General features: G+C 57.5%; 9 protein-coding genes and 1 pseudogene. 5 read left to right on the top strand and 5 right to left on the bottom strand.

What is annotated here, in order from left to right; translation table 11 throughout:
* From JHD77_RS30200 to JHD77_RS30185, 4 genes and pseudogenes are all read right to left on the bottom strand, one after another.
* A pseudogene (locus JHD77_RS30200) lies at positions 1-121 on the bottom strand (integrating conjugative element protein); the annotation flags it as partial.
* A complete protein-coding gene (locus JHD77_RS30195; RefSeq protein WP_023102703.1) occupies positions 118-699 on the bottom strand; it encodes a hypothetical protein in 582 nt (193 codons plus the stop codon). The gene JHD77_RS30195 and the pseudogene JHD77_RS30200, both read right to left, overlap by 4 nt.
* Entirely contained in the window at positions 684-1,439 is a 756-nt protein-coding gene (locus JHD77_RS30190; RefSeq protein WP_191519283.1) for a TIGR03759 family integrating conjugative element protein, read from the bottom strand. The genes JHD77_RS30195 and JHD77_RS30190 overlap by 16 nt, the downstream gene beginning before the upstream one ends.
* A 10-nt stretch (positions 1,440-1,449) precedes the next feature.
* On the bottom strand, positions 1,450-2,139 hold the full coding sequence (locus JHD77_RS30185) for a methyl-accepting chemotaxis protein (protein ID WP_191519282.1): 690 nt from the start codon (positions 2,137-2,139) through the stop codon (positions 1,450-1,452).
* Between the two features lie 337 nt (positions 2,140-2,476).
* On the opposite strand from JHD77_RS30185, the gene JHD77_RS30180 reads away from it, so the two are divergent.
* The 5 genes from JHD77_RS30180 (at position 2,477) to JHD77_RS30160 (ending at position 18,711) form a co-directional block, all read left to right on the top strand.
* Entirely contained in the window at positions 2,477-4,624 is a 2,148-nt protein-coding gene (locus tag JHD77_RS30180; RefSeq protein ID WP_191519281.1) for a type I secretion system permease/ATPase, read from the top strand.
* 2 nt (positions 4,625-4,626) lie between these two features.
* Positions 4,627-6,042 (top strand): HlyD family type I secretion periplasmic adaptor subunit, encoded by a 1,416-nt coding sequence (locus JHD77_RS30175; RefSeq protein ID WP_191519280.1) that lies wholly within the window; start codon positions 4,627-4,629, stop codon positions 6,040-6,042.
* A 25-nt stretch (positions 6,043-6,067) separates the two neighbouring features.
* The gene (locus JHD77_RS30170; RefSeq protein WP_191519279.1) at positions 6,068-7,279 is read left to right on the top strand and encodes a glycosyltransferase family 4 protein; all 1,212 of its coding nucleotides are present in this window, start codon (positions 6,068-6,070) and stop codon (positions 7,277-7,279) included.
* 441 nt (positions 7,280-7,720) lie between these two features.
* Positions 7,721-8,407 (top strand): hypothetical protein, encoded by a 687-nt coding sequence (locus tag JHD77_RS30165; RefSeq protein ID WP_191519278.1) that lies wholly within the window; start codon positions 7,721-7,723, stop codon positions 8,405-8,407.
* 26 nt (positions 8,408-8,433) lie between these two features.
* Positions 8,434-18,711 carry a calcium-binding protein gene (locus JHD77_RS30160; protein ID WP_191519277.1) on the top strand — a complete coding sequence of 3,426 codons (10,278 nt, stop codon included), beginning with the start codon at positions 8,434-8,436 and terminating at the stop codon, positions 18,709-18,711.
* A gap of 184 nt (positions 18,712-18,895) precedes the next feature.
* On the opposite strand, the gene JHD77_RS30155 is transcribed toward JHD77_RS30160, so the two are convergent.
* The coding region (locus JHD77_RS30155; RefSeq protein WP_267907551.1) for a helicase-related protein at positions 18,896-19,513 on the bottom strand (618 nt) is incomplete at its 5' end.

The raw sequence follows: 19,513 nt of genomic DNA, 5'->3' as shown, positions 1-19,513 counted from the left end.
GGCCCTGGTAGTAGGGGAGCGCCGAGGCGCCGCCGAGGTCTTCGACAACGATCAGCCCGGCGGCCCAGGCTTGAGTCGCGAACGCCGTGCAGAATGCCAGCGTGGCAAGGAACTTCTTCATGGATTGGTCACCAGTAGGTTGACGCCGAGGACTTGGCTAAGGTGGCGGGATACCGTCCTGCGGTACTTGGCGGCAGGTTCGCCGCCGGCGGGGCGGTGGTAGCGGCCGGCGACTTGGATCCAGTCCACCGGTTTCCCGGGTGCAGAGGCGTACAAGGCGTCCCGCTGCTCGATCAGGATGTCGGAGGTGGCGTCCAGGTTCTTGTAAGGATCCAGGGACTCGCAGGGGCTGGAGAAACGATGTCCGTTCCAGCCGATGTTGACCTGGCCGAGGCCGGAGTCGACGCTCTTCGCCCCGTAGAGGTTGATTGCCGCGAGTAGCGCGGTGCAGGCGGCGGTGCGGGTCGCGTAGTAGTAGGATTTCCCGGCGACGTTCAATGTCCAGGGCCAGGGAACGTATTCGCCGCGCAGCAGGACCTTGCTCTCGGTCAGCGCGACCGAGTAGAGCACCTCGGCCGGAACCCCTTTGGGCAGGGCGATCTGCTTGTACGCCGGCGGTGGATCGACGGCGGCCTGAGCGATGTTGGCCAGGACCAGCAGGGCGGCCAGTTGGAGGGCGCGGATTACAGACGTTGCCATCGGCCGTTTACCTCCTGGACCAGGGCGGGAAGGGCTCCGCCCAGTCCCAGGGCCATCCAGCGGCCCTCGTCATGATTGAGCGTGATCTGCTTGCTGCGAACCTTCTTCGGGTCGACGCCGGCGAGGATTGCCCAGTGCCGCACTCGCTCTGCGTCGTTCTGGCTACCGACGAAGTAGAGATCGAACTCCTTGTTCTGCTGTTGCAGGTCGCGGACCCGCTGGATGCAGGCGGTGCAGTTGTCCTGGACGAACAGGGCCAGGCGCCCGCTGCTCTGCAACGCTGGGCTCATATTCGGGGCGCCCGTCGGGTTGGCCGTGCTGCTGTCGGTGAGGCGGATCACCCCCTCGCCTGGATAGGCGCGGGCGAAGGCTTCATCGTATGCGCGCTGGTAGGCGAGTTCCTTCTCGACCCGGCGCCGTTCGGCCTGGACCTGTAGATCGGCATACCGCCGCCGTTCCTCTGCCGATCGTGCCTCGATGCCCAGCGCGGTCAGCGGGTCAATGCCAGGCGAGTACACGCCCCGGGGGCCTTGCATGAGCGTCTGGTAGCGGGTCCATTCCTGTTGATTCAGTCCCCACTCCTGGGCCAGGTCGCTCTGAGATGTCTGCTGTTTCAGCGTGCCGAGTTGGCTACCGGACAGCTGGCTGCTGGCCTCTCGGCTTGCCGCAGCCTCTTGGCCGACTGCGGGATAGCTCAGCAGCAGCACCAGGCCGGACAGGAGCGATACGGTTCTGTTCATGGGCGGGATCCTATGGTTGGATGCGAACGCTGCGCGAGGCGCCGGCGATGTCGAAGTGCGCGGTACGGTCGTCAAGGCCGGTCAGTCGCCAGGTCGTGCCGGCGACGGCATCACCCTGGCGAATGAGGTAGATCTGGCTGAGCTGGGTGGATCCCGGAGGTGCAACCGACAGAAACCGTTCGCCCCCGCGATACTCCACGCCGAGGATCGAGAAGGGCGGAGGCTCCATCGGTTTGGGTCTCGGCTTGGGCTTGGCGGGTATAGGGCGCTTTGGCGCTGGCACGATCAGCGGCGGCGCCTTGGCCTGCTTCTCTTGCAGCGTGCGGACAGAACCGTCCAGGGTCTCCACGGTTGCCTTGAGTACCAGAAGGTCGCCGGACGAGGCGGTGGTTTGAGCCAGGTTCTCGACGGCATCGGAGGCCTGCTTGGCGAAGGCCTGCGCGGCGTCAATGCGGTTGGACAGCGCCTGCTGGCCTGAGCGGAAGTCCTCGTTGCTGACCAGGTGCTGTCCATCCACGGCGTCGAGGCGCTCGTCGACTCGATTCAAGCGCGCCAGGATCGCCTCTAGCGAGGTCTTTTCCGCGGCACTGTCTACGCCTGATCGGAGCTGAATGAGTTGATACTGCTGGTAGCCCAGCAGGCCGGCCATTGCTGTCAAGCAGAGGCCAAGAATCATTGATGCAGGGGATGGGCGTTTCATGAGGGTCCTCGCGCGAAGCCAGAGACACCCTCTCAGACTGCCCCCATTGAGGCAGTAGGAAATACTCGGTGAGTGGGGGTGGGATTTTTTTGGATAGGATTCTGGCGAATCGCCGGGCCTGATGCGCTATGAGAGGATGACGCGACTCTGGGGGCCTTTCGCCGCTTGATCTATGCGATTAAGTTTGGTCGAGCCGGTAACCGGTGTCCTGTGTTTCAAGGGGCTCGTTCAGATACCAATCCAAGCATTCATACTAAGAGTGTGATTCTGTTCGTGTCATCTTTGGTGCTAAAGCTGCTATCTAGAGAGTTCCTTACCCCAGCACGGAAGCAATGCAATGCAAGAAGGATCTTCGGCCACCGCTGAGGTTGATGGAGGGTGCTCGGATTCTGGCGTGTCCTGCTTGGTAGTGCTCGCCCGCTATCACAACATCGCTGCTTCCTCTGAGCAACTGGTACACGAGTTTTCCACGCCCGGCACGGTTTTCGGCAAGACTGAACTGCTGCTGGCTGCGAAGAAGCTTGGACTCAAGGCTCGATTGGTCAACTGCAGACTGGAGCGTCTTGGTCATACCCCGTTGCCAGCGATTGCGTGCTCAAAAGATGGCGACTTCTTCATTCTTGCCCGACTGGATGGCGATAAGGCGCTTATTCACGACCCCCGTACCCAGCGCCCGGAAGTGCTCGATAGCACCGCGTTGGCAGAACGCTGGACTGGTGAACTGATCCTGGCTCGCTCGGAGTCTTCGCTGGCAGGCGAACTGGCGCGCTTCGACTTTACTTGGTTTATTCCTGCGATCGTCAAGTACCGCAGGTTGCTCGGCGAAGTTCTACTGGCGTCTTTCGCGCTGCAACTGTTCGCCCTGGTGACGCCACTGTTCTTCCAGGTAGTTATGGACAAAGTGTTGGTGCACCGCGGGCTGACCACTCTCGACGTGATCGCAGTCGGCCTGCTTGGCATCATGCTCTTCGAAACCCTGCTCAGCGGCCTTCGCAGCTATGTTTTCACGCATACCGCCAGTCGCATCGACGTGGAGCTGGGCTCACGTCTGTTTCGTCATCTGGTGTCCTTGCCGCTTGCCTATTTCCAGGCTCGCCGGGTTGGCGACTCGGTGGCTCGAGTGCGTGAATTGGAGAATATCCGCAGTTTCCTCACTGGGAATGCGATTACGCTCTTGCTGGATGTTCTGTTCTCGGTCGTATTCATCGCGGTGATGTTTTTCTACAGCGGCTGGCTGACTTTGGTGGTACTGCTGTCGTTGCCATTGTATTTCGTCATTTCCCTGTTCATTACGCCAGTACTCAGGTCCCGCCTTCAGGAAAGCTTCAACCGTGGGGCAGAGAACCAGGCTTTCCTGGTGGAAACCATGAATGGCATCGACACCCTGAAGGCGATGGCGGTCGAGCCGCAGGTCAATCGCAAGTGGGACAACCAGCTAGCCGGTTACGTCGCCGCTAGCTTCAGGACACAGACGCTCTCCACGCTAGCGAACGAAAGCGTTTCCCTTGTCGGTAAGCTGGTTACGGTGGCGACGCTCTGGCTTGGCGCACGACTGGTGATCGAAGGACAACTGAGCGTCGGCCAACTGATTGCATTCAATATGCTGGCCGGCCGTGTAGCGCAGCCGATCATGAGGCTGGCGCAATTGTGGACCAACTTCCAGCAGACGGGGGTCTCGATCCAACGCTTGGGGGACATCCTCAATACTCGCACGGAGCTGGCACAGGGTGCCCGTAGCGTGCTTCCACCACTGAAGGGGCATGTCGAATTCGACCAGGTGCATTTCCGCTATCGCCTGGACGGGAGTGAGGTCCTTCGCGGAATCAGTCTGAGTATCCAGCCTGGCGAGGTAATTGGTGTGGTGGGACGCTCCGGCTCCGGCAAGAGTACCCTGACCCGTCTGATCCAGCGGCTCTACAGCGCTGAGCGCGGGCGAGTGATGATCGACGGGATGGACCTGGCGCTTGCCGACGTTTCGTCCTTGCGCAGGCAGATCGGCGTAGTGCTGCAGGACAACATGCTGTTCAACCGCAGTATCCGCGAGAACATCGCCTTGAGTGATCCCGGGGCCCCCATAGACAACGTTATTCAGGCTGCTCGGCTGGCGGGAGCCCATGAATTCATTCTGGAGTTGCCCGAGGCCTATGACACGGTGGTGGGCGAACACGGTGCTTCGCTCTCTGGCGGCCAGCGGCAACGCATCGCCATCGCCAGGGCGTTGATCGGCAATCCGCGAATTCTGATTTTCGACGAAGCGACCAGTGCATTGGACTACGAGTCCGAACGGGTCATCCAGCAGAACATGAAGTCGATCTGCAAAGGTCGCACGGTGATCATCATTGCCCATCGCTTGTCCGCCGTTCGCGACGCCAACCGTATCCTGGTGATGGACCGCGGTCAGATCGTCGAACAAGGCAGTCACGCCGAGCTATTGACTCACCAGGCGGGACACTACTCGCGCCTGCACCGCATGCAGCAGGGCTGAACATGGGCGCGCAAAGAGAACTGCTGCAGCGCTATCGGCGTGCCTGGTCGCACTCGTGGCACAACCGAACAAAACTGGACACACCGCTGCGCAGCCAGCACGAAGTGCATTTCCTCCCTGCGGCACTGGCGCTGCAGGAGCAGCCAGTGCATCCCGCCCCGCGCTATATCCAGTGGGCGATCATGCTTTTCGCGGCGCTGGCCTTGGTCTGGGCGTGCATCGGTAAGATCGAGGTGGTTGCCACGGCAAGCGGCAAGGTCGTCCCGAGCGGTAGGAGCAAGGTCATCCAGCCCAGCGATGTCGCCGTAGTCAAATCGATCCATGTCCGCGATGGGCAGTTGGTGAGAGCGGGCGAATTGCTGGTCGAACTGGACTCCAATATCACCGGCGCGGACGTCGACCGGCTGAAGAGTGATCTGCTCGCTGCCCACATCGATAGCGCCCGAGCCGCTGCGTTGCTTGACGCCATTCGACAACATAGCGCTCCAACCTCCCTGGCTCCGTTGATTCCCCAGGCTAGCGCTGAACAACAGGCTGCCGCCCAACGTTGGTTGGAAGGGCAGTACCTGGAGCTGCGCAGCAACCTAGAGCAGATCGATGCCGAGATCGAAGAGCGCGCTGCGGAAATCCAGGCTGCCCAGGCCTGGGTCGGCAAGCTGCAGGAATCTTTGCCTATAACTCGACAGTTGAGCGCCGATTACCGGCGTCTCCTGGAGAAGGCTTACGTTTCCAAGCATGCATATCTGGAGAAGGAACAGTCACGCCTTGATCAGGAACGCGAGCTGGCCGTGCAGCAAGCGAAGGTGCTGGAACTCAAAGCCTCGAAAAAGGAGGCCGAGCGGCGTCAGCAAAGCGTGTTGGCCCAGACTCGTCGCAGCATGCTCGATCTGCAGCAGACTGCCGAGCAGAAGGTCGCCGCACTCAACCAGGAGTTGAAGAAGGCGGAGCAGCGCGACCGACTGACCCGATTGACAGCCCCCGTGGACGGCACCGTGCAGCAGTTAGCGATTCACACCAATGGCGGCGTTGTAACCGAGGCCCAGCCACTTATGGTCATAGTTCCCAGCGACCAGCCTGTGGAGGTGGAAGCCATGCTGGAGAACAAGGACATCGGTTTCGTCCGCCCCGGGCAAGCCGTGGAGATCAAGGTAGAGACTTTCACCTTTACCAAGTACGGCATTATCCACGGTACTGTCCTGAGCGTCTCCGACGATGCAATCGAAGATGAGCGTAGAGGGCTGTTGTACAGCGCTCGTATCCAGCTCGAGGAGAACAGCCTGCGGGTCGGTGATCGCAACCTCCCGCTGACACCGGGAATGGCGGTACGAGCAGAGGTCAAGACCGACCAGAGGAAAGTGATCGACTATTTCCTCAGCCCTTTACAGCAGTATGTGGATGAAAGCCTTGAGGAACGTTGAAGGCCCCGTAGGGAGCGCTTCGGTGATGAATGTACTGTTCATTCACCAGAACTTTCCCGGCCAGTTCCGCCATCTCTCGCTACATCTCCAGCGGAAAATAGGTGCGAATATCCTGGCGATCGGCCGCGATACCGCCCCAGGACTGCCCGGCATTCGCATGCTGCGCTACCGACCGAGCAGACAGGCACGGGCGGATACCCACCATTACGTGCGTAGCTTCGAGAACGCGGTGCTGCATGGACAGCAAGTGTTGCGCCTGCTGCTCACCTTGAAGGCCAGAGGATATCGACCAGATATCGTGATCGCTCATCCGGGATGGGGGGAGAGTCTCTACGTCAAAGAGGCTTTCCCTGATGCGAAGCTGATGCATTTCTGCGAGTACTACTACCGAACCCAAGGGGCGGACGCCGGCTTCGATCCTGAGTTTCCCCTGTCTGCCGACGATGCCGCACGGATCCGAACGCGGAATGCTTTGCACCTGCTGAATCTGGAGCAGTGCGACCTAGGGGTGACACCGACACGCTGGCAGCACGGCCTGCATCCCGAACTCTATCACGAGAAGATCCGAATCATCCATGAGGGGGTTCCGGTCGACGACCTCGGGCCTGATCTCCAAGCCAGGCTCGAGCTTCCCAATGGGCGGATACTGCGAGCTGGCGGGCCGGTCCTGACCTATGTCGCGCGGAACCTAGAGCCTTATCGAGGCTTCCATCGTTTCATGCGAGCGCTACCAGAAATCCTGCGCAGGGTCCCCGATTGCCAGGTGGTCATCGTAGGCGGTGATTCCGTGAGCTATGGCAACCCACCGAGCGACGGGCGTACCTGGCGGGAGAAATTACTCCAGGAAAATCCGCTGGACCCGGAGCGTGTGCATTTCCTCGGTAAAGTACCCTATGTCACCTATCGCAGAGTTCTTCAGGTATCGGCTGTACACCTTTATCTGACCTATCCCTTCGTGCTGTCCTGGTCGTTGCTTGAGGCGATGGCTTGCGGCTGCCTGATTGTCGCCTCCGATACAGCGCCAGTACGCGAAGTCGTATGCGACGGCGAGAACGGTTGGCTGGTGGATTTCTTTGATGGAAAGGCTTTGATCGAGAGAGTGGAGCAGGCTCTGATCAACTCTCAACGACATGGAGACATGCAGGAGAGCGCCCGACACACTGCACAAGCGTACTCGGTAGAAAGTGGGATATCTCTATATCAGAGAGAAATTAAAAAAGTTCTTGGTGGATTTTGAGTTATTACTTTAATGCGAGGAGAAATTGAAAATTCAATCTTTGTCGGAATATTTCTCGTCGCCAGTATTCTGGTTTTGCTTGGTACGGAAGAGTGGGGAAGTAACTCCGTCGAGAGATTTATTTCGGGCAGGGAATTCATTGCGGCAATAAAAAGTCTTAGACAAGGAGGGCAAGGGAATTCTTTTTTCGAGGATGGCGATGGGAAAGAAGAAAGGCTCTAAAGAAGGATAGGTCCGGTCTCTTTATGGACGAAAATAAGCCGAACTGCTGTCGCGTAGAGAGGGCGAGGAGATTTAATTTGTTTGGGTTTGAATTTGGCCCGAAGATTGTGACTGTTGAGATAAAGGCTTATAAGAAGAGTAAGTCAGCCCCGAGGGAATGGTACTGCTTCTGGTTTGATTCTGGCGGAATGCTGATTGACTCTAATGTTGGAAATCCCAATGCCTATCGGCGAGAAGCTAGGGTGTAAAGCATCTGACGCAATATATGAAGAGGTCTATATGGATAGAGTTTTCGTTTTCATTAGGCGTAGTCGTTATCTGATAGCCTCGATTCTCATCGCGCTTCTAGTTTTTTTTGGATGGCCATGGTTCAAGACTTTCAACCCGACGCCGTCCGATGAAGAACTGATTAATTATTTCTATGAAAACAGACCGGCAATAGAGGCTCTTGTCGATTTCTATAGAAAAGGTGGCGAGATTCCCAGCAAAAAATGGAATGTGCTGCAGCATAAAGCCGGAGTCTGGCATGTAAACACTATGGGTCTATGGATTGGAGGCGATCCCTATGTCGATGGAAAGCCTGCATTTGATGAGTATTTAAATCTCCCAACATCGGAAAGGATCAAAGTAAGTAGGTCTTCAAGGGGGATTAATATAATAATAGATAACAAGCGATATGTTAACTATATATTTTCCGTAAGCAAGCGGCTGTTTCATGTGCCGAAACCAGTCAAGATAGAAGGTGGAAGGCTAGTATTTCCTGAGCATACTGGGCGAGGGGGGGGGGATACTTACAGGTTACTACCTTCGCTCAATAAATTTCCTGATCCGTGGAAGGATGGAGACTGTGTTTTTCGACAAATAGAGACCGAATGGTTTATCTCCATGTGTCATCTTTCTATTTAATGATCTATAGATGTAGGGAGTTTGAAATGACAGCCTACCTTTCGTCCTCTTCTGATAGTATTTATAGTCCGGACTCATTAGGTTGGATTGCTTCGAAAGATCAGCTTGAAGCGATTAATTTAACCGCATCCGCCTTGAAAATCTCTGCGGCAGCTATTGCAGGCGCTATGGCGGAAGAAAGTAACTCCTATTTTCAGTCGGAAGTTTTTCAGAAGCTGCTTGATGATTATGCTATATCCGGAGTTGATCCGGAGAAAGTCTTTGCGGATGTTTCTTCTTTGGGGGTTCCTGGGGCGATAAATAAATACGCCGCAGAGTTCTATCTATCCAGGAGAACCCATCAAGAGTTCCTAGAAGATTACGAGTATCTATACGAAAACAAAGGCTTAGATGAGCATGGCGCCGTGGCTAAACTCAGGCACCCCGTCTTGGTCGATCTGGGGCGCGGAAATTTCAAATTGGCAACAGCCATAACGTTGTTGCGAGCATATTATGCCGAGCATCCCTCAGATGATCCTCTGGAGCTTAAGGGCTACAGTAATGCTTATGACCGATTGGCTGCAGATATTGTAGAGTCTTCGAGTGATGTAGTTGCCAGACTGTATGGTCTAATGGTAAGGGAGGCTGAGGAATGGTTTGTCAGCAAGAAGGCCTATGGTGACGACTGGAAAAATCTGTCGCAAGAGTTCAAAGACGCTCTTTATGTGACATATGTGAATTTTGGTCGTCCCTTGATGGAAGATCTTTACGAGAAGTCAGCCAAAAAGGGAAAACTCGTTTACGAGCCGCAGCCTGCATTGACGACGGGTGGCGGAACTAATCACCTACTCAATGCTCGGGAGTTGGGAAGTATCCTAGGTATTCCTGGTTATGGAGAGGGAATTTCCTCTTGGTCCGGGGAAGAACTCTCTGCCGTTGCCGCTCGTTCCGATGCGATGGGATTAGCTGCCCGTTATGCGTTACAGGAAATGAGGTACGTCGTCCTTCCGGGGTTGGGATACTATGATGCGGAAAATTTATTGCTCTATGATCCTTCTTCTGGAATGGGAAACATCTCTACCCAGTGGCTATCTGATAGAGCTGCGATGCTGTCTTGGTTTATAGATTTGCAGCAACTGGACGAAAAGCAGCAACTAACCGATTTTACGGCTGTTGATGGTGTTCGTTATAGTGACTCTGCCGCCGGTCTTGATATTACGGTTCTTCCAGACCCTAGGGGTAGTTTCACTCCTAAGACTCATCAGGTTCTTTTTGGCGGGAAAGATTCAAATCTTCTGGAAGGTAACCTGGGTGATGACCACCTTTATGGTATGGCAGGCTCCGATACCTTGAAAGGCGGCGCAGGCCGAGACTATCTAGAGGGAGGTTCGGACAACGACACCCTGATAGGGGGGAGTGAAAGCGACACCTTGATCGGGGGGCTTGGCAACGATCTTCTTGAGGGCGGAGAGGGCAATGACCTTCTGGAGGGTGGCCTCGGTGACGACAGCTACGAGTTTAGCGGCCAGTTCGGTACCGATACCGTCATTGACCTGGATGGCAAAGGGCGCCTGCGCGTCGATGGCCTGATTCTGGCCGGAGGCACCTGGATCTCCGCCGACACCTATGCCGACGAAGAGACCGGCTGGACCTATTCGCGTGATGGCGAAGACCTCGTGATCGGCAAGGCGCTGTCCGGTAACACGATATTGGTCAAGGGATGGAAGCCTGGTGACCTGGGGATCATGCTTAAGGATTCTCCAGCGCCGACGCCGGAGGCGCCGGTGATCAACGGTGACTTCAAGAAGAAGGTCGATGGTAGCGGCACCTCCTATGTAATCGCGGAAACGGGGTACGTTTCCGATGGTGTCGAAGCAGGCGCCCAGGACTATCTACTGGGCACAAAAGCCAGCGAGGTGCTGAACGGCCTGGATGGAAACGATGCCCTGCTGGGCGGGGAAGGCGACGATACGCTCGACGGCGGCCAGGGCGATGACATGCTGTGGGGTGGGAAGGGCGAAGATCACCTGATCGGCGGTGATGGAGCGGACTATCTGTTTGGTAGCCTGGCCGGACATTTGATCACCGTGAGTCGGACCGATTTTCTGCCGCCAGAAGCGCAAGGCCCCGAACTGGCGCGTGGATTCAACTGGGTCATCTACCGGAACGACAGCAGTATTACTGTCACTGGAGACAATGGTGGAGACCAGAGCAGTGAGATGCTGATCGCTCTGCAGGATGAGCGGAACATTCTGGAGGGGGGCAAGGGAAACGATCATATCGAGGCCGGCACGGGCGACGACATTGCCCACGGCAACGAGGACAACGACGATATTCAAGGCATGGGCGGCAACGATCTGCTGTTCGGCGACGACGGTGATGACCTCCTTTATGGGGATGGCGTCCTGGATAGCAAGTTCTTTTCTTATACCCCGCTGGAACGACATGGGAGCGACACTCTCTATGGAGGAACGGGGCACGACCGGATCGAAGGACAGGGTGGCAACGATTTCGCGGTAGGCGGATCAGGCAACGACACACTGTACGGAGACAGCAGCAACTGGGATGAGGCGACGAAAGGAGCGACTCCGGCAGCCCTGAGAGGGAATGACTTCCTTGATGGCGGTCAGGGTAATGACCTGCTCGAGGGCGGTGGCGGCAACGACACCCTGCTGGGCGGGGAAGGGGCCGACATTCTGTGGGGCGATGCCGCACTCAGCCGTCTGGGCGCGGCCGGCCATGGTGATGATGTCCTGGACGGCGGTAGCGGTGAGGACACATTGATTGGCGGTGCAGGCCAGGATCTGCTGAGGGGCGGCGATGATGCTGACGTCCTGCATGGCGATGACACCCAGGCGCCTGCCGAGTCGCATGGCAACGACACGCTGGATGGCGGTGCGGGCAATGACCGGCTTTGGGGGGAAGGGGGCGACGATGTGCTGCTCGGCGGGGCCGGCGACGACTGGTTGGCGGGAGAGGACCAACTGTCTTCTGCAGCAGACTCCACGTTGACGGGCAACGATCTCCTGGATGGCGGTGAAGGAAACGACACCTTGATCGGAGGCAATGGCCGCGACACGCTGCTCGGAGGCAGTGGCGACGATTCCCTTGTGGGTGGTGCCGAAGACGATGTGCTGTATGGCGGGGCGGGCGCGGATACCTTGCAGGGAGGCGCCGGCGATGACCGCTACATCGTCAGCGCCGGCGACTTGCCTGTTGCCGGCTTGGACGTGATCCTTGATTCCGAAGGTAGCAACACGCTGGTTGCACTCGGCGATATTTCGGTCGCTAAGACTCAGAGTTTTGCCGGTGACGTGCTCCTGTCCGAAGGCAGTCAATCCGAGGGGCGGCGTCTGCTGATCAAGGATGGATTACGGGGCAGCATGGCCTACATCGAGAACCGCGAGGGCGTGAAGACCACTTTCAAGCAGTGGGTGCAGGACAATTTGCAACAATCGATCCAGGCAAGCACTACCGGTGTCGATGAAATCCTGTTCAGTGGTCGTGGCGACGATGTACTACGCGCCGAACACTCGCGCGTCACACTCGATCCCGGGCGCGGCAACGACACTATCGACTTGAGCATGACCGGCGTTTCTGGCGTGACGGTGCAATTCAGTTCTGGGGATGGTCTCGATAGTGTTCTCGGCGGCAATTCCGCTGGGAGTTTACCCGCGCGCCAGGAAAACGTGGCACGCTTCGGCACAGACATCAAAGCGACGAGCCTGCGTCTGGTTGCGACACCGGGCGATGCCCTGAAGGGGAATCTCTTCATCGCCTACGGCAGCGGAAATGATCGGATCAGGATAGATCTGGAGCGCAGGGGCGAGGATGTTCTCCGGCCTTTTGACCATTTCGAGTTCGCCGATGGTAGCCGCTTAAGTTGGGAGGAACTGGCCGGTCGAGGGGTGAGCTATGCTCTGCCGGAAGAAGGAAGTGTTCCGGCCATAGGGACATTACTCGACGATACGCTCTTGGGGAGCGCCGGTCACGATACGCTCGACGGTGGCCTGGGGAGTGATCGCCTGGATGGCCGTGGCGGGAATGATCTTTTGCGCGGTGGGAACGGTGCGGACACCTATGTCTTTGCTGGCGGATATGGCAGGGACACCATCGACAACGCAGATACGGATGCACCGGGAACCGCTGCCGATACGATCCTGCTGGGAGGTACGTTGCAAGCCTCGCAAGTTCAGTTTCGTCGTGTCGGTATTGATTTGCAGATCGTCATTTCCGGTGACGAGGACGTCCTGACAGTAACCCGTTATTTTGCCGATGACGCACGCACCAGCAGTGCCGTCGAATGGATTCGCTTGGAGGATGGAACGGAATGGGACATCGAGGCGATCAGACGCGAAGTGACGCAAGGCACCGACGGCCGAGACGTTCTCCATGGATATGACAGCGACGACCATCTTCGCGGTGGCGCCGAGGATGACCAGCTCTATGGCGGTGGCGGGGCGGATCGTCTCGAAGGTGGCGAGGGCGATGACCAGCTCTTCGGCGGTGACGGTGACGACGTACTAATCGGAGGCACCGGCAACGACTCCCTTGTCGGTGGTACGGGAAGCAACGTCTATGAGTTCGCCCGTGGTTTTGGCCGGGATACGATCACCAACGAAAATTACACTGAGGGTAAGCAGGATATCGTCAGGTTCCTCGACATTGCTCGCGAGGATGTTTCGCTCTCCCGCTCCGACGACAACCTTCTGATTCAGGTTGGTCAGGAGGATGCCGTCACCATCGAACATTTCTTCGAAGAAGACGCCACCTCCGGTTACCAAATTGAGCGCATAGAGTTTTCTGGCGGAAAGTCCTGGGGACTCGATGAAATCAAGCGACGCGTGCAACAGGGCACGGAAGGTCACGACCGCCTATACGGTTATGCTTCCGACGACGTGCTATCCGGCGGAGCTGGCGTGGATAGGCTATACGGCCGTGCCGGCAATGATTTCCTCGATGGTGGCGAGGGTGATGACTACCTCTACGGTGACGAAGGCAACGATACCCTGGTCGGTGGGCTGGGGGGCGATTGGCTGAGCGGGGGAGAAGGCAACGATACCTATCGTTTCTCCAGGGGCTTCGGCAACGACAACATCGAATCCGCCGCAACGCGGACGGGCGAAGTCGACCGGATCGAGTTGCTGGACATACTCCCGGACGAGGTCATGGTCTGGCGCACAGGCAAGGATCTGAATCTTCGGGTAATCGGATTGGACGGGCGGGACGACACGCTTGGCGTGCGCTCGTACTTCAAGGAAAGCGCAGGTTCGGATGGCACAACCGATATCGTCTTCGCGGACGGAACGACCTGGGACTATCGGCAGATCCTTGAGCTGGTCCGGACTGCCACCCCCGGTAACGACACCATGTACGGAGATATCGAGGCTGACCGCCTCGACGGTTTGGCGGGCAACGATTCGATCAATGGCATGCAAGGTCACGATACGTTGCTCGGCGGGGATGGGGACGATACGTTGCAAGGTGGTGAGGGCAACGACCTGCTCATCGGTGGAATGGGTAACGATACGCTCGTGGGCGGGAGCGGGAGCAACGTCTATCGATTCGAGCGCGGCGATGGTAGCGATGAGGTGGCATTTTCTGCGGAGGAAAGTGCGTCCGTCATCGAACTCGGCGGGGGTATCGCTCCAAGCGATGTCAGCCTGGCCAGGGCGAAGTCCTATGCCATCGACCACCTCTACATCACGGTAAAAAATCAGCAAGGTAAGCAGACCAATCTCATTCGTGTCAGCGACTATTTTTCCAGGACTGCAGTCGACAACATCCGCTTCGCGGATGGCACGACCTGGGATCGGGCATACGTGTTCGCCCGCATTCTCCAGGGTGGCGCTGGAGATGACTCCCTCACAGGGCATGAGTCCGATGACCGCCTGGACGGTCACTCAGGGAAGGACAGCATCGCCGGTGGTGGTGGCAACGACACCTTGGCAGGTGGCGACGGCGACGATTACCTGGAGGGCGATGGCGCCTACACCACCCGACCTGGCAACGATGTACTGGAGGGTGGTCGGGGATACGATCAACTCAGCGGAGGAGACGGGGACGACATCTACCTCTACAACCTGGGCGACGGCAAGGATGTCATTGTCGAAAACAGCGATAGCCAAAGGGGCGGCAATGACGTCTTGCGCCTGGGGCCGGGAATCACGGAAAGCGATCTTTCCTTCCACGAAGTGAAGAAAGAAGGTGGGTTGATCATCCGCAATTCCGTGGATGGAGGGGAGATCCTCATCCGGGGCTTTTTCTGGGGCGACAACTCCACACGTATCGAGCGTATTGAGTTGAGCGACGGTACAGCGCTGGGACTGCAGGATATTCTGGCTCGGGTCGAGCGGGGACAGGCCGACACTCAGGTCGGAACGTCCGGGGACGATGTATTCGTGGTCGATCATGAGGACGACGTGATCCAGGAGTCCGTGAACGGTGGCATGGACACGGTGCTTGCCAGCCGCAGTTACATGTTGCCGGCCAATGTGGAAAACCTCACCTTGACTGGCGGGCTCAGTATCGATGCTACCGGCAACGTGCTGGGCAACATGCTGGAGGGCAACGATGGCGACAACGTGCTGAAGGGCAAGGAGAAGTGGTCGGGGGCGCGAGACACGGGTATCGGGGGCAAAGGCAACGATACCTACATCAATATCGAGAACGTCATCGAGCAAGAGGATGGCGGCATCGATACCTGGTATAGCTTCATCGGCGGACGGCTGCCGGAAAATGTCGAGATCTACCACCTCGGAGATGGCTCGTCCTCCCACTACATCAATGCCATCGAGGCTTACGGTAATGCGCTGGACAATATCCTCTATACCAGCAACACCGGGAGTGGCATCTACAACGATACTCTCGATGGCGGGCTGGGGGCGGATACCATGGTCGCTCTCGGTCGCGACTCAGCGGTGTTCTACGTCGACAACATAAATGACGTGGTGGTTGCTTCGGCATTGGGATCGAACTACGACGAGGTACGTACAGATATCGACTATCAGTTGGGCGATCATGTGGAAAACCTCGTTTTGCTGGGGCAGCAACGAACCAAAGGCATTGGCAACGAGCTGAACAACACGCTGGATGGAGCGCAGAACAATGCGGAAAACACCCTGCAGGGCGGTTTGGGCAATGACCGTTACCGGATAGACGCGCGCGACAAGGTCATCGAACTGGGTGGCGAAGGCAACGACACCATCGAGTTCTGGGCCGCCAGCGACGCACCATTTGCCCTGGCAGACTATGCCAACGTAGAAAATGCCGTATTGCAGAAAGGATTCCGAGCGGCAGGCCTGATCGGCACGGATGAAGACAACTGGCTTGACGGCAATGAATTCGACAATCGTCTGATGGGGCTGGCAGGTAACGATACGCTGCGTGGTGATCGAGGCAACGACACCTTGAACGGTGGCGCAGGCAACGATCTTCTCATGGGGGGAGAGGGGCGAAACACCTATGAGTGGGGAAGGGGATATGGGCACGACACAATATCTCCAGCAGGGACTGGCGACACCGTTCAGCTGGCTACCGATGTATCGGCCGAGCAGCTCTGGTTCTCTCGGCAAGACTCCAGTGATGATCTACTCGTGACCCATCTGGACAGCGGAGAGACCTTGACTCTTGAGCACTGGTACTCCGGCGCTTCCAGCAGTATCGAAAATATCGTCCTGGCCAATGGAAAGACGCTTGCCCCACAGCAAGTCGACGCCTTGGTGGCGGGGCTCGCGACTATCGCAACGAAGCCCATCCCCTTTTCCCAGCTTGGAGACGAACAGAAGCTGCTGTTCGCCACATTGCAATCTGATGCCTGGCGGGATCAGGTCTTGTACCTGGAAGGCAGCGATGTCGCCGATCATCTTGCCGGCAAGGATAACGACGATACCCTGCTTGGCGGTCTGGGCAATGACACTCTGGAAGGAGGTAGGGGAGATGACATCTACCGCCTCTATCGCGGGACTGGGCGTGACACGATTATCGATTACGACCGGAAGGGGTCGGCCAATCGCCTGGTGTTCGCCGACGATGTACGGGAAGAGCAATTGATTGTACTGCGTCAGGGTGATGACCTGATCCTGCGAGTGGACGGCGAGGTGGAACCTGTCATCGTCAAGGGACACTTCGCGGCAGAACAATCGGTAAATGGAACACCCTATGACTGGGGCATTGACTTCATCGAGCTGAGTGGCAATGTCACGCTGGATCGCATGGACATACAAGCACTGGTCGACCGTGCATCGAGCAATCATGCACCCATCGGCCAAGATATCACTGAAGTAATTCGCTCAAGGGGAGGGGACGCATTCCATTACCAGATTCCAACGGAAACCTTGCGCGACCCGGACAACGGAGATCGCCTGACTTACCGAATGACGTTGAAGGATGGTTCGGCGCTGCCAGAGTGGATTCGTTTCGATCCCGAAACACTGACGCTTGCTGGCCAACCAGCGTCCACAGACAAGGGGCGGATTGAACTGCTTTTGACGGGTACGGACAGGTATGGCTTGTCTGCAGAGGCCAACCTTGCCCTAGAGGTCTTTGTCCAGAACAGAGCCCCGAGTCTGATACGGCCAATCGGTGATTTCCATCTGGAAGAGAGTGATGCGTTTTCCTTTACCGTGCCGGAATCCACGTTCGTCGACCCTGACGGAGATGTATTGACCTACCGTGCGACCCTGACGGATGGCAGCGAACTACCGTCCTGGCTGATTTTCGACCCGCAAAACCGTACGTTCAGTAGCGATGGAGCTGTCGGGGAAATCGGGCGTGTTCGGGTGAAAGTGATCGCAAGCGATCAGGATGGCCTGTTCGCTGAAGCCATTTTCACACTCTCGGGACCTGGCAGTGTCGATCCGGTAGAACCTGGGATGGGCGGCAACGATAGCCTGGCAGGAAGCGCTGGACATGATGTCTTGCTCGGTGGGGCTGGCGACGACACCCTCGATGGCGCCGCCGGCAACGACCAACTACTTGGAGGTAGCGGCGACGATACCTATGTGTATCGCTCCGGGCAGGACCTTATACAAGAGTCTTCTGGCAACGATACCTTGCTGTTCGCCAACGGCATCACCTTCAGCCAAGTTGGCTCCGGCCTCACTAAGTCGGGCAACGATCTGATCCTCAAGATCAGTGGCAGCGCCACCGGTCAGGTCACCCTGAAAGACTTCTTCCTTGGTGGCGACAATCTCGTGGAGAACATTGTATTCGAGACGGGAGGGAGCCTTGCTGCGGAGCAGATATTCGGTGCCTTCGGCTTGGGAATGCCCGAGCCGCAGCGACTCTTCGACAATCAGGTAAAGGGTGGGGCAGGGGACGATACGTCGCTGTCCGGGACCACCCTGCGTGATTTGTTGCAGGGCTTCAACGGCAACGATCTGCTACGTGCGGGCACAGGCAATGACCGTCTCGAAGGAGGGAACGGCAACGATACTCTCCATGGCGAGGGAGGGAACGATACTCTGGTTGGCGGTCGTGGTGATGATACCTATGTGTTCGCGGCCGGTGGCGGTCAGGACATGATCGACAACAACGGCGGTGGTTTCGACACGCTGCGGTTCGAAGGCATTACCTTCAGTCAGGTTTCCAGCGGCCTGATGAAGAGTGGTAACGATCTGATCCTGCGGGTCAGTGGTGGCAGCGATCAGGTCACCTTGAGAAACTGGTTCCTCGGCGGCGATTATGTTGTGGATGTCATTACATTCGCCTCTGGCGGGCAGTTGACAGCACAACAGTTGTTCGGCGCGTTTGGTCTTAGCAATCCGGATCCCAAGGGATCGCCCGCTTACATAGATCCACCGGATGAGCGAGCCTTCGGCACTCTCTATGCCGGCATGGCGGGGGATCAGACGATCTTCGGCTCCTCGGATGCAGATCTGATAGACGGAGGGGCAGGCAGCGATCAATTACGTGGCGGCAAGGGCAACGACTATCTGATGGGCGGCGATGGCAATGACATCTATTACTTCGCGGCTGGCGATGGGCAGGATACGCTCGACAACCTGTCGAATACGCCATCCGACAGCGATGTGTTGAGTTTCGACGATATCTCCCGAGAGAACCTATGGCTGTCACGCCAGGGAGATAACCTTGTCATCGATGTGCGAGACTCCGAGGATAGTGTCACCCTGCAGAACTGGTATACGAATCCGGCGCAACAACTGGACTCGATCCAAGCGGGAGGATCTTCGCTCTATGCCAATCAGGTGGATGCCTTGGTCAATGCCATGGCGGCGTTCGGAGCACCCGCTGGAGGTGAAACGAATCTAACTCAGCCACAGCGTGAACAGTTGGAGGCGGTAATAGCGGCTAACTGGCAGTAGGGGCGTAGCCTCTCGACCGCAGTGGTTCGAGAGGCTTGTTCCGTTGCAACAGTTGCCCATGTGGTGCTGTTACCAAGCGCTTTGGAATGGGTTGTTAGGCACAGCCTGTAGTGGTCAACCCATCCGGGACAGTGGGTTGACCACTACAAAGAAAAGAAAGGCCACCAGACGGTGGCCTATGAGTTCAAGCTGCAATGAGTTGTCGTGCCAACGCCATCTCCACCGAGTCTCCGTCCTGGTTCAACGAGTCGAGACCTGACTCGGGAACGTCTCCCGACGTGCTCTGAGCCACAGCGATCTTCTTGGCCATCAGTTGCAAGCAGGTGATCTGCGAGCTGCCGGCGTAGCCGAAGAACACCACCCGCACCGGGTGCTTCTGCCCGATCCGCCACGACCGCCGCGCGGCCTGCTGCAAGGTGTACACGTTGTACCCCGTCTGCAGGAACGCGATGGTCGGGAAATCCAGCAGGTCCAGCCCGGTCTTCACCAGTTCCGGGTTGGTGATCAGTACATCGATGCCACGGTCGACCTGGTCGAGGATCCAGTCCTCGCGCCGAGCGGTATCGACCGAAGCACGTAGCACTGCCACCTTCAGCCCGGCCTGCTCGAGCACTTTCTTCAGCCTGGACGTGGTGTCGCGCATCCCGCTGTAGACCGTGTAGGCCAGGACCTTGCGGCCCTTCGCTTTCTCCTCGAGGCAGAGGTCCACCAGCGCCTGCTCCTTGGGCATCAGTTGCTCGTCGCCGAAGATCGCTGGCACGAAGGCCAGTGTGTCCCGGCTTCGCGGATGCTTGACGATCTC

Source organism: Pseudomonas sp. P20 (genome assembly GCF_016463925.1).
Taxonomy (GTDB): Bacteria; Pseudomonadota; Gammaproteobacteria; order Pseudomonadales; family Pseudomonadaceae; genus Pseudomonas; species Pseudomonas aeruginosa.
The sequence above is the reverse complement of the archived record's forward strand: the minus strand, read 5'-3'. Positions and strand labels throughout refer to the sequence as shown.